Here is a 13334-nt window from a genome sequence, read left to right on the forward strand (position 1 = left end):
TCAGGCAAGCGAGACGCCGGATGGGATCGCGGTAGAGATGGGCGATCAGGCGTTGAGCTATGCGGAGCTGGATGCGTGGTCAAGCCGTGTGGCGGCAGGGTTGCGGAAGCGTGGCATCGGCCGGGAAGCCGTGGTGGGGTTGTATGTGAGCCGGAGCGTGGAGATGGTGGTGTGCCTGCTGGGGATCATGAAGGCGGGAGGCGCCTATCTGTCGCTGGATCCTGGCTATCCATCGCATCGGATCGCATACCTGGTGAAGGACTCAGGCGTGAGCCTGATCGTGACAGAGAAGAGCCTGCTGAGTTCTTTGCCGGCGAGTGGAGCACAGGTGGTGCTGCTGGAAGAAGTGCTGAGCGCGCCGGAGATAGAGATGGTAGAGGAAGCCGGGAGCAGCGAAGACCTGGCCTACCTGATCTACACTTCGGGATCGACAGGGGAGCCGAAGGGAACGGAGGTGCCGCAGGGAGCACTGGTGAACCTGCTGTGGTCGATGCTGCATGAGCCAGGGCTGGGCAGGGGAGACACGCTGGTCGCGGTGACGACGCTGTCGTTCGATATAGCGGGGCTGGAGATATGGGGTCCGCTGGTAAGCGGAGCGAAGCTGGTGGTGGCATCACGGGAAGAGGCACTGGATCCGCAGGCGCTGGCCGAGCTGATGGATCGGAGCGGATGCACGGTGTTGCAGGCGACGCCATCGACGTGGCGGATGCTGGTTGAATCGGGATGGATGGGGAAGTCGGACTTGCGGATGTGGAGCGGAGGGGAAGGTTTGCGGGCGGAGCTGGCTGACAGCCTGCTGACGCGAGGCCGGGAGCTGTGGAACCTGTACGGGCCGACGGAGACGACGATCTGGTCTGCGGCGCACCGTGTGAGCAGCGGCGAAGACCCGATCCTGATTGGGCGGCCGATTGCGAATACCCGGATGTACATCCTGGACGAGAGCGGAGAACCGGTGCCGGTGGGAGTAGCCGGGGAGCTGTATATCGCGGGTGAAGGAGTGGCGCGGGGATACCGGAAGCGGGATGAACTGACGGCGGAGCGGTTTGTGCCGGAGAGGTTTGTGAGCGGAGGGCGGATGTACCGGACGGGCGACCTGGCGCGGTACCGGCGGGATGGCGAGATACAGCTGCTGGGACGAACGGATGAGCAGATCAAGCTGCGCGGACATCGGATCGAGCCGGGGGAGATTGAAGCGGTATTGGAGAAGCATGCTTCGGTGCAGCAGGCGATCGTGACAGTGCAACGGGAACGGCTGGTGGCGTATGTGCGTTCGGTGCATGGCGAAGCGGAAGGAGCCGAGCTGCGGAGCTGGCTGCAGGAGCGCTTGCCGGAGTATATGGTGCCGGGCGTGTATGTGCATGTTGAAGAGTTGCCGCTGACACCGAACGGCAAGGTAGACCGCAAGCGTCTGCCGGCGATAGAGGAAGGTCTGCAGGAGGAGCGGGGTGAGAGCGTGGCTCCGCGGACGGCGACCGAGCAGAGGCTGGCAGCAATCTGGTCGCAGGTGCTGGGCAGCTCGGTGCCGGGAACGCGCGATAATTTCTTCGACCTGGGCGGCCACTCTCTCCTGCTGATCCGTGTTCACGCCCAGCTGCGCGAAGAGTTCGACCTCGATATCCCCATCCTCGACCTCTTCCGCTTCACCACCATCCAAGCACTCGCCTCGCACTTGAATCAGAAAATGCAGCCGGCCGTTGCTGGCGGAGTTCATTTCTGATGTCTGAAACACATTTCAAATCCTCGGGAGCTTTTCCATCTCAGACTATGAATGCAGAAAAATGGAGCGACAGCATCGCAATCGTTGGCATGGGCGCTCGCTTTCCGGGTGCGCGGAACGTCCGGGAATTCTGGAAGAAACTAGAAGCTGGCGATAGCCTCATCTCCACTCTTAGCGAGAACGAGCTTCGAGTAGCGGGCGTAGAGAGCTCCGCGCTTGAGAGCCCCGACTATGTTCGTCGCGGGGGCATGCTGGAAGATGCCGAGTTCTTCGACGCGAAGTTCTTCGGGTTCAATCGAAGAGAAGCCGAAATCACTGACCCGCAGCATCGCGTCTTCCTGGAAACAGCGTGGGAAGCCTTGGAAGATTCTGGCTACATAGGTGACGGAGCCCGCATTGGCGTTTATGCCGGTGTGAGCATCAATTCTTATTTTTTCCAGCTGCTCTCCCGTAGCGATGTGATGGAGACGACGGGCGGCTATCAGTTAATGCTGGGAAATGACAAAGATTTCCTCGCGACACGGGTGGCTTATAAGCTAAATCTGCGCGGACCTGCGGTTGTAGTGCAGACAGCATGCTCAACCTCACTCGCCGCAGTTCACCTTGCCTGCCAAAGCATTCTGACTAACGAATGCGATATGGCGCTTGCTGGCGGGGTGTCGATTCCGTTTCCCCAGGGCGCGGGGTATCTCTACATTCCGGGGATGATTTTATCGCCGGATGGATATTGCAGACCGTTCGACAAAGACGCCAAGGGAACAGTTCCCGGACGCGGCGCAGCAGTGGTTGTCTTGAAACGGCTCTCGCAGGCATTGAAGGATGACGATTCAATCTATGCGGTGATTCGTGGCTCAGCATGGAACAACGATGGAGCGCGAAAGATCGGCTATACAGCTCCCAGCATTGAAGGACAGGCTGCAGTCATTCGCGATGCACAGCGAGTTGCCGGAATTACTCCAGATCGCATCGGATATATCGAAGCACACGGTACTGCAACGGAGCTGGGCGATCCAATCGAAGTAGCAGCGCTTACGGAGGTTTTTGCCGGTGGAAAGCCGGGCTCTTGCGTTCTGGGAGCCCTCAAGGCAAACCTGGGGCATGCTGATGTTGCTGCTGGCATAGCTGGTCTGGTGAAGGCAGCGCTCGCAGTCCAGGCTGGAGTGATTCCTCCCACTCCAAATTTTAGAGAGCCGAGTCCTGCTTTGGCGCTGGATAAGGGGCCGTTCATCGTCAGTTCGTCCAAAGTGAAATGGGCAGATGAAGGGGAGCGATGGGCAGGGGTAAGCTCCTTTGGCATTGGCGGGACAAATGTCCATGTGGTTTTAAGCAGTGCTCCACAGACAATTCCGCCGTCAGCGGAAAATCAGACGCAGGTCTTTCCTTTATCTGCACGTACGGAAAGCGCATTGACGAAGGCCCGCGAAAGACTGGCCGTGCATCTGGAGACAAATCTCGCCATTGACCTTGCCGCGGTAGCGTCGACACTACAGGTGGGAAGAAAGACGTTCGATTATCGTTTTGCCGTCGCAGCAAACGACGCCACAGAATTAACTGCGAAGCTTCGTGAGGCTTCAAAAAACCCAACAACCGCCGCATTGCCGGATCCAGATGTAGTTTTTTTGTTTCCGGGACAGGGTCAGCAGTTTATTGGCATGGCTGCGGGAATGTACCGGACAGATGCAGCTTTTTGCAAGACCATAGACCGCGGCGCTGAACTGGTCCGGGACGAATTTGACATCGATTTGTTGAACATCGTTGCCGGAGATCAGCGGACAGACGAACTCGAATCTTCGATGAGAAACACCAGTGTTGCTCAACCGGTTCTGTTTCTGACAGAGTACGCATTGGCTGCTCGCTGGCGCTCGCTCGGAGTCCAACCGGAAGCGCTTCTTGGCCACAGCCTGGGAGAACTGACGGCGGCAGCAGTGGCCGGAGTTTTTTCTTTTGAAGACGGTCTCCGGCTGGCGGCAGAGCGTGGTCGCCTCATGGACCAAACGCCTGAAGGAATCATGCTCGCAGTGACTTTGCCGCCGGATGCGCTTTCGCGATATCTAGGATCGGATCTGTGGTTTGCCGCAGAAAATACGCCGCGGCTATCTGTCGCCTCCGGCCTGCCTGCAGTGATCGAAGAGCTTGAGCAGAAGCTTGCGAAGGATCGCATCGCCTCAGTACGACTCGCATCAAAGAATGCCTTCCACACGCCGTTAATGGCGGATGCCGCAAAGGCCTTTCGCGAAAAAGTGGCAGCGGTTCCACGAAAGAAGCCTGATATTCCCTGGCTTTCGAACGTAACCGGTACATGGATTGATCCGGATGATGCGCTGAACCCTCAATACTGGGCAAACCAGATTCTGTCACGCGTGCGTTTTACAAAATGCGTTACCTCACTTGGATCGCGCCCGCGAATTCTGCTGGAAACAGGACCCGGCGAGGCGCTTGCAGGAATGGCACGTCAACAGTGGGCAAAAAGCCTGGCTCTGGCGTCCTTGGGAACGCCGAATCGCAAAAAAAGCGACGATGAGATTTTCATGGGAAGCGCAGCTCATTTATGGCAGGCCGGGGTCGATCTCGCCTGGCGTGAATTGCCAGGCACGGGAAAAGTACGCCGAATTCCATTGCCCACTTATCCATTCGAGCGCGAAAAATTTTGGATAGAAAAGAGTGAATCTGTCGCTCCAATTAAGGTCATCGAAAACGGACGGATGACGGAGCCAGAGGTTTTTGAGGAAACTCCGGTAAAGGAGAAGCGGCAAGACGTTTCCTCCTGGTTTTATATGCCGGGCTGGAAAAGCATGCCTCCTGCATCCATCAATCCGTTTCGGCCCGTGACAGAAAACTCTGGCACTTGGCTGGTCCTGCTCGATTCGTCCGGACTGGGAGAGCTGCTTGCGGATCGTCTTGAAAAGCTGGGGGCTATTGTAGTTGCTGTTTCCGCTGCGCAGGAATTTTCACAGAGTGGACACCGGTTTTCCATCAATCCGGGCAGACGCGAAGACTATGAGCGGCTTTGGCGGGAACTCAATGCACTTGGAGTTTATCCTTCCGGATTGATCTGTCTATGGACCATCGGGGAAGCGGCTGCTTCAGCCTTTGATCGTCTGATCCTGTTGTTGCAGAGCGCCCGCCTTGGTCGTCAGCCGCTGGTGCAGATCGACGTGATCACAGACCGGCTGGAGCAGGTTTTAGATGAAACGACACAAAATACAGAGGCGGCCGAAGTTTGCGGCCTCATGCATGCGGTTCCCGTCGAATTCCCCGGAACAGACTCCACAACCATCGACGTTGATCTGGCTTCCGGAAATATTGGCCGCATTGTCGAGCAAATCATCTCCGAAGTGCGGCAGTCCGGCGCCGGAATGACAATCGCTTACCGCGGGATGACGCGCTGGCAGAAGACTTTCACAACGGCACCTTTACTCAAGTCGGCTGCAACCGCATTTCGGCAGAGCGGCACATACCTGATCACAGGTGGAATTGGTGGAATTGGCTACGTCCTCGCTCGGCATCTATTGCGTGAATACAAGGCATGTGTCGTTCTTACGGGCAGAACAGCGCTCCCGCCACCAGAGTTGTGGACATCATGGCTGGAAAAGAATGAGATTGACGATACTATGTCAGTTCGCATCCGGCGTATGCAAGAATTAGCGCAACTCGGTGGACAGGTTGAATTTGTCACCGCGGATGTAACCAATCGGGAAGCAATGGCTGGCGTGATAACGCAAACTCGGGAACGTTACGGAAGGATTCATGGCGTAGTTCATGCTGCGGGCCTTCCTGGCGGAAGGGTGATTGCGGGCCTCGATCCTGACGATGCGCTGGCGATTCGTGCACCCAAAGTGCAGGGAAGCATAGTGATTGCGGATTTGCTTAAGGGAAGCGACATAGATTTCCTCCTGTTCTGCTCTTCCATCAGCGCTGCATTCCCGGGCTTGGGGCAGGCCGCCTACGCTGCGGCTAACGAATTTCAAAACTATTTCGCGCGATACCTTCAGAAGGCATACAGCCTTCCGGCGGTTGCGATCGATTTCGATGCATGGCGTGATGTGGGAATGGCAGCCACGATGGAGGTTCCAGAGGGTTTCGAGGACATCATTGAAGAATGGCTACGCACCGCGATGACACCGGAAGAAGGAATCGATGTGATCGAGCGGGTATTGGGTACTTGGACCGGCCCGCAAATTTTAACGTCTACGGTTTCTCTGGAGATACTCAGCCGACAGATGCCTCAACAGGATGCATCCTCGTCCGCGGCTGTAGAAGTGCTCTCACCGAAGGCGCCTGCAAAGAGTGACCCGGAGATCGACACGATTGTAGAGATATGGTCTGATCTGCTCGCCGACAAAAATATTGGGGTCACGGACAATTTCTTTGAGCTGGGAGGTCACTCACTGCTCGGAACGATGGTGCTGTCCCGCATTCGCGAGCGTCTGGGAGTAGTGCTCACTCTGAGGATGCTGTTTGAAGCTCCTACGCCGGAGACTCTCGCAGAGCGAATTCGCTTTCAGCGTGACCTCGAAGGCGTAAGACCTTCAGACGCGGTGGAAACTGAGGAGCGCGAGGAATTCGAAATCTGAATTCGATAGAAAGTGCGATTAACGAATGCGTGCACTTCCGTCGACCATGGCGGTGCGCTCACCTAAGCTCCTGAACGCAACGAGCTTACTAATACTGCATCAGCGTGCCTTCCTTCCTGCCATTACGCACTGCAGCTGCAAAGATTGCGGCGCTTGCGGGCAGAAGGATCACTGCCAGTACAGTTAGAGTCATGATAGGTCTGGCCACCGATGCGATCGAATCACCTCTCAGTATGGTCAATCGCAACGCGTCGAGCGAATAGGTGATTGGAACGAGGAAGGAGAGCTTCTGCATCCATACCGGCATCACATCAACTGGGAAATAAGCTCCCCCAAGAATGCTGCCGAAGCCGCCGAGAACCCATGTAATGGGATCACCCTTCTTTAGCCATACGATGGCTGATGCCGATAGAACTCCAAACGCCACGAAAATCGCGACAGAGATGAATAAAACGAGGAGCGTCGCCGAAATATTCATGTGGCTTAGATCTACGCCGAATAGAACAACACCTCCCAGAAGGATCAAGATCAGCTGCACAGCTCCCGTGATGAGACTGTAGAGCGACGACATCAGAACAATCGTTACGCATCCGGTCTGGCTGCAGAGCATCGCTTCCAGACAGCCCGTCACCTGAGCCTGACGGATCGACTCAGAAAACATTCTCAGCATCAGGTCGAAATAGCGGGCGAAGGCCACCCCAACCAAAGCGAAGGGAAAGTAGCGGCTGCCGTAGCGGCTTAACGAACCGGACGATTTCGGAGCTAATAGCTGGCCAATGAAATGAAAGATCACGAGCAGCATGATCGACTCGACGAGACCCATGATAAAGGCAGCTTGATATCCGGACTCGATGGCAAAATCCCGTTTAATGAAAGCGAGTGCTTTATGGAAGAGACGCTTCATGATTTCCCTCCGAGAGCATGCTTTGGCGGTAGTACTGCAGCAGAGTCGTGCCGTCAGCAGTGATGTCGGCGATGGAGTCGAATGCTTTCAAACGACCGTGATCGATAACCATAACCTTGTTGCAAAGCGTTAAGGCTTCTTCCGTCCGATGCGTGGCGATCAAGAGCGTCTTGCGCGAATCCTTATAGATGTCGGCAAGAATCAGATCAACAATCTCGTCGCATGCCACAGGATCAAGCGCTCTGGTAGGTTCGTCGAGTATCAAGACGTCGGGCTCGGCGATCAGTACGCGCGCAAGGGCGAGTCGCTGCTTCATGCCGGAGCTATAAGCAGATACGGGCCTGTCTTCCGCGTGATCGAGACCTACGAGATGGATCAGATACTGGATGCGTCCCCGCAAAGCCGACCCCGAGAGATTGTCCAAAGTCCCGAAGAATTCGAGGTTCTGTGCACCGGACAAGCGCCAGAAAAAGCTTCTCTCTTCGTTGAATACGAAACCAACCGACTTCCTCGCCTGCGCGTTATTATGCTGCGTGCTGAAGCCATTCACGGCAACCTCTCCTTGCGTCGGAAAGATTAGACCTCCAATGAGCTTGAGCAGTGTTGTCTTGCCTGCGCCATTCGGACCCATGACTGCGATACGGTCGCCCGTCTGGACACTCAAGCTTATGTTTGTCAATGCCGTGCTTACCCGTCGAGGGCGCAGAGGAGAAAATAGCCATTCGCGGTATCGCTTCGCGAGTGGAAAACGCATCGTCACATCGCGAACTGCAATGACCGGAGAATCCTGATACACCTGACCTTGAAGACCGGAGCTTAACGTATCGGGTGTTATCACGCTAACCCAACCTCGGCTCGGCTTTCCTGTAAGCTTGGTTCCCCCAGCGCCTTATCAATACTCTTGAGAATCACCTGAGCGAGTTCTTTGTTGTGCTTCGTGAGTATGGTGATGTGATCTCCCGGCGATGCGTGAACCTCGAGTCCTTCCTGCGCGATTCCCGTCCAGCCTAGATCCTTGTCGACGCGTGCCAGGGTCTCGTTCAGAATTAAAGTAATTCGTCCCGGATATTGTTTGGGTGGATAACTGTAAAGCAGTCGGCGATAACGAACCTTCGTTTGATAAAAATGATCCGCCTCGCGGGTTTCTTGTGACGAAGCGATCTTGAATTTGCGCCGAAGCAGGTCGCGAAGGATTTGTACTCTCGATCGATCTCCACCGCGTAGGATCTCCAGAAGTACATCTTGAATATGGCTGATCCTTTGCCGCAGGAAATATAGATCGGTGAGAAATATGCGCATGGTAGTTGGGCGTTCTGTATCCAGAAAGACCATGAGTTTTACCTCCTCACCCTCTTTCATCAGCAGGCGTCCGATCTCAAGAGCCGCAATGCCGCCAACACAATAGCCGCCTAGAAGGTAAGGGCCTTTCGGCTGGACTGCACGTAACTCTTTCAAGAACTCGCGAGCCATCTCTTCAACACTGGTATAGCCTTCGTTATTGCCTTCAACCCACCGAGGCCTGAAGCCAAACACGGGCTGATCCATCCCGAGGTTGGGAATCAGCCGCGAAAGTATCATCAAGGTGTCGTCAGGATTCTGATAGCCGGCGACGAAGAAGAGTGGTATGCGTGTGCCCTTTGGCTGTGCCGGCACCAGGCAGTTCCACTTGGGAATCTCGCTTGTGTACCGATATTCCCGCGTCGCGGGGTCGTAAGCGATGTGGCGAGAAAGGCCGGCAATCGTCGGATCGATAAAGACACACCGCAGAGGCAGATCCATACCCAGTGCCGCACGCAGTCGGGAGACAAGCTTCGCGGCGGAAAGCGAATGTCCGCCCAATTCAAAAAAGTTATCTAATACGCCCACTCTGTCGATGTTCAGGACATCACGCCAAATTTCGGTCATAACGAATTCGACATGACTGCTCGGCGGCACATATCTGCTTCGCGAAAGATCGTCATCGTCCGGCGCGGTCTGTTCGATTGTTCCAAGATGCCCAATTCTGCCTGAATCGTCGCTGACAAACCGAGGGCGGTATTCAGGTGCAGCCAGTGCTTTACGATCCACCTTCCGGTTTGGCGTGAGAGGGAACGCATTCAGTTGAACGAAAGCAGACGGAACCATATATCCCGGCAATAGACTTTGCAATTCTTTGCGTAATTCAGCCACTTCCGGTATCCCTACTTCGGTGGTCGTTATATAGGCAGTCAGTCGTTGATCATTCACTCTGTCTTCGCGCATCACCACCACGGCTTGTGAAATCGCTGGATGCCTCTCCAAAGCGGCTTCAATCTCTCCCAACTCGATGCGGTATCCTCGAAGCTTCACTTGGTGATCAACTCGTCCCAGACATTCCAGCTCCCCGCCGGGCAGTCGCCGCGCCAGGTCTCCGGTGCGGTAAAGTCGTTGTCCGTCATGGAATGTGCTGTGAATGAAACGCTCCGAGATCAGTTCATCGCGTAGCAAATATCCCTGAGCTAGTCCATCGCCACCGATGTATAGCTCTCCAGAGACTCCTATGGGCATTGGGTGTCCATATTCATCCAGGACATCGACTGTAGTGTTGGCGATTGGCAAACCGATTGGCACTCGCTCATTCTGCGGCGTAACCCGCCAACGTGTAGACCAGATCGTCGTCTCTGTCGGACCATACAGATTCCAGACTTCACTGCCAGTTGCTACCAATTGGTCCGCCAGATCACGCGTCAGCGCCTCGCCGCCACACAATACTTTAAGCCCTGGCGTCCCCTTCCAACCGGCCTCAAGCAGAAGGCGCCAGGTCATCGGCGTTGCCTGCATCAGGGTGATCTTTGAATCGCGCATCAGGTTCATTAGAGCTGTTCCATCGAGGGTTGTAGCTCGTGGAGAGATGACGACTTGTGCGCCGCTTACCAAAGGTAGATACAGCTCAAGGCCGGCAATATCAAAAGACAACGTCGTTACCGAAAGCAGGCGATCTGTTGAATCAATGCCCGGTAGCTTCTGCATCGAAAAGAGGAAATTAACCAATGACCGATGCGCGATCTTAACGCCCTTGGGCTTTCCCGTAGAGCCAGAGGTGTAAAGAACGTAAGCAAGATCATCCGGAGTGACCGTCAAATCGAGCGGCGCGTTGCTCTCGCGCTGTAGCGTTTTCACCTCGCGATCAAGACAAATCATTGCAGGGAGCGCTTGAGGCAGCTTCTCGAGCAGCCGGCTCTCTGTGACCAAAACTGTGGCCGCGGAGTCCTCAAGCATGAAGGCTAGCCGCTTCATCGGAAATTCCGGATCTAGGGGAACGTAGGCGCCCCCTGCCTTCCAGACAGCGAGAAGGGCAACTACAAGATCGAGGGAACGATCGAGACAAATGGCAACCAATCGATTAGGCCCGACTCCAAGCGCACGTAGGCGCCGGGCGAGCCGGTTCGAGCGCTCGCTTAACTCACGGTAAGACAATTCCTCTTGTTCAAAAACGACAGCGATCGCATCCGGGGTCTTTTCGGCTTGCTCTTCAATCCACGCATGAGTGCAAAGATTAGGTATAGCAGTCTGCTCACCGTTATATTTGCCGAACCACCTCTCCTCTTGAGCAGGCGTAAGGAGGGAAATACGCTCCATTGGCGAGTCTGGCTGGGCTGCCATTTCAAACGCCAGCGTGACGTAGCAATCGGCAAAGCAGGAAATTGTTTCCGGGTCGAATAAGGATGAATTGTATTCGACACAACCCCCTATCAATCCATTCGACTCCCACATGTATAGAGTCATGTCGAAAGTCGTTCCGCCCTGTACGACGTTGAACGCTGCCGCCATCGGCGTGTTTTGTAGTATGAATCCGACCTGGAATAGTGGAGAGCGGGATAGATCGCGTTCAACGACCAGTTCGGTCAGTAATGTTTCGAAAGGGACATCCGCATTATCTAAAGATTCGAGGACGGTCGCGCGTACCCGTTTAAGCAACTCTCTCGTTGTGATCCCGGCGGGCAACTCCGTGCGGAGAACATGGGTATTGATAAAGCAGCCAACAAGATGTTCAAGCTCGGAATGAGTGCGCGTTGAAACCGGCGTACCCACCACAATGTCTCTCTGTGCCGTGTAACGAAAGAGCAGCGCTTTGAAGACTGTCAGTAACACCATGAAGGGCGTGGCACCTTCCTGCCATGCCAGTGTTCTCAATGTCTGCGACGTGTGTTCGCCAAGCTGAAAGCGGTGCAGCTTTCCTTCATACGTAGTCGACGCAGAACGCTGGTAGTCTAGCGGAAGGTCGAGGTACCGCGGAGAGCCCTTCAACTTGCTCTTCCAATAGTCTATTTGCGACGACAGTTGCCGGGCGGTTCGCTGCTCGCGCTCCCAGAGCGCATAGTCGCTGTACTGAATCGGAAGTTTCGGCGAACGAAGGGCGCGTCCTTGCGCGATTGCATCAGAGATGGACTTCAACTCATCGAAGAAAATACCTATCGACCAGGCATCGCAGATAATGTGGTGCATGGTAAGAACGACGAGATGCTCATTCTCGGAGCAGCGGATCAGGGCAACACGGAGTAGCGGAGCCTTTTCCAGATCGAACTGCCATTTTGAGGTCGTCTGAATGAAGTCGTTGCAAGCGTTTTCCTTCTCGTGATCTGCAAGATCGATGAAATCATGAAATTCGAGTTGGGGACGGAGATCATGCTGAATATCCTGAATCGGCGCGCCGTCCTGCTCTATGAACCGCGTCTTAAGAATTTCGTGCCGTTCTACGAGAACACGAAGGGCCAACTCCAAAACAATCCGATCTATCGGCTCAAGTATTAAATAGGAAGCCGTGATGTTATAAGCGGTCGTTCCGGGATCGAAATTTTGAAGGAACCAGAAGCGTTCTTGTGCAAAAGACAGTGGCGCACCATCAGTGATGGTCGGTCGCTTAGAAATCGTCAATGCCTGCTTGGCTGATGAGCGCAGTGAGAGAAGGAGCTCCGGCTTGTAGATGCTGATCCTTTTTTCGAGATCGGCAGTAAGCCGGCCCTTTGGGGCGCTGCAGCGTAACCGATCGCCTTCGACAAAAAGGCGAACATCCAGCGCACGCAATTCCGAAAGCAGTTGTTCCGCGCTCATAGCTTCCCACCCCAGGGTATCTACAATTCAAAATCTATCTAGGGGGGATACTCAGGGGGGAACTAGTTAGATAAAGCCACTTATCGTTCGGATCGACCGTGTCAAGTCCAGCTAAAGAAACGATATATGAATATGGTCCGTTGGACAATAAAAAACCCGGGCCTCGCTGTGTTTGTGACTGCATTGATTGCTCGTGCCATCTTATCAAAAAGATCGCTCGATCCAATACTAGCGCCTCATTTCCACCACGCAATTGCCAATATCCAGGGATCGGTTAAGACGCGCCAATTTACGATTCGGCCACAATTTGTTGTCGCCGTCTGCGAGGATCGTGCGACTGCAACATCACAAAAATCCAGGAAGACTTGATCATGTGGATAGACAGCCTTGAATACCGCTTCTTTGATGGAAAAGAGCGCTTTGTCTCCGTAGGGAAGATCGGAAAAGGCCGTCAGTTCATCGGCAGAGGTCACAATCTCGGTTACCCCGTTAGGTAAGGGTCTTGGCGGTTCAATATCGACGCCGATGCCGCCAAAATTGTTTGCCGGTCCAGCTATCGCAGCAGCAAACTGCGCATCATGCGTGATGGAACCGACTAGGCTGGCTGGCCAGACTGGGTACCGCTGCGGGGATCGGGGAATCTCCACAGTAGGCGAGCCGAGCTCTTTACACAGAAGGCGCGCAAGATCGCGACCCGCTCCGCTCGCCCGTCGCACAGAAATTACTGCCCGATCAAGGCCGCTGGCTTCGAGCGGTGTCAGTCGCTCCTCATCACCGGGAACAATGGCACGTACCGCGCCCAGGCAACCCGCCGGCAACTGCTCATCCAGAAAGCGCTTTAATGCTTCTGTATCTATCACGAGTACGAAAGAAGGGAACCACGCTTACGATCCGCGTAATGTTCGAATTCAGATTAGCATTTCTCCTGAATTGAATTCACGAAGCAGAACGGTTTTATTGGCATCGCTCGTCACCAGGAAATATACGTACGAGTCGCGTCCACTTCGCACTAGCCACCGAGCTTATGTTTACTGAAGATACAACCACTCAGTAATCGAAGCTTATCTGT

At 54.8% G+C, this 13334-nt stretch carries 6 protein-coding genes; 2 read left to right on the forward strand and 4 right to left on the reverse strand.

Annotation, left to right across the window (positions count from 1 at the left end; all coding sequences use genetic code 11):
- On the forward strand, positions 1–1717 hold a 1717-nt coding region (locus GSQ86_RS11195), incomplete at its 5' end, for an amino acid adenylation domain-containing protein (RefSeq protein ID WP_216841117.1).
- Positions 1717–6291, forward strand: a complete 4575-nt coding sequence (locus tag GSQ86_RS11200) for a type I polyketide synthase (protein ID WP_158750018.1) — start codon at positions 1717–1719, stop codon at positions 6289–6291. The genes GSQ86_RS11195 and GSQ86_RS11200, both read left to right, overlap by 1 nt.
- An 88-nt stretch (positions 6292–6379) precedes the next feature.
- Here GSQ86_RS11200 and GSQ86_RS11205 read toward each other — a convergent pair whose 3' ends face one another.
- From GSQ86_RS11205 to GSQ86_RS11220, 4 genes are all read right to left on the reverse strand, one after another.
- Positions 6380–7195 carry an ABC transporter permease gene (locus GSQ86_RS11205; RefSeq protein WP_158750019.1) on the reverse strand — a complete coding sequence of 272 codons (816 nt, stop codon included), beginning with the start codon at positions 7193–7195 and terminating at the stop codon, positions 6380–6382.
- Positions 7176–8033 (reverse strand): ABC transporter ATP-binding protein, encoded by an 858-nt coding sequence (locus GSQ86_RS11210; protein WP_158750020.1) that lies wholly within the window; start codon positions 8031–8033, stop codon positions 7176–7178. The genes GSQ86_RS11205 and GSQ86_RS11210 overlap by 20 nt, the downstream gene beginning before the upstream one ends.
- Entirely contained in the window at positions 8030–12265 is a 4236-nt protein-coding gene (locus tag GSQ86_RS11215) for a non-ribosomal peptide synthetase (protein WP_158750021.1), read from the reverse strand. The genes GSQ86_RS11210 and GSQ86_RS11215 overlap by 4 nt, the downstream gene beginning before the upstream one ends.
- Before the next feature lie 236 nt (positions 12266–12501).
- The gene (locus GSQ86_RS11220) at positions 12502–13083 is read right to left on the reverse strand and encodes a 4'-phosphopantetheinyl transferase (protein WP_158750022.1); all 582 of its coding nucleotides are present in this window, start codon (positions 13081–13083) and stop codon (positions 12502–12504) included.
- Positions 13084–13334: the final 251 nt, after the last annotated feature.

Origin of the sequence: Acidobacterium sp. S8, from assembly GCF_009765985.1 — a bacterium.
Taxonomy (GTDB): Bacteria; Acidobacteriota; Terriglobia; order Terriglobales; family Acidobacteriaceae; genus Alloacidobacterium.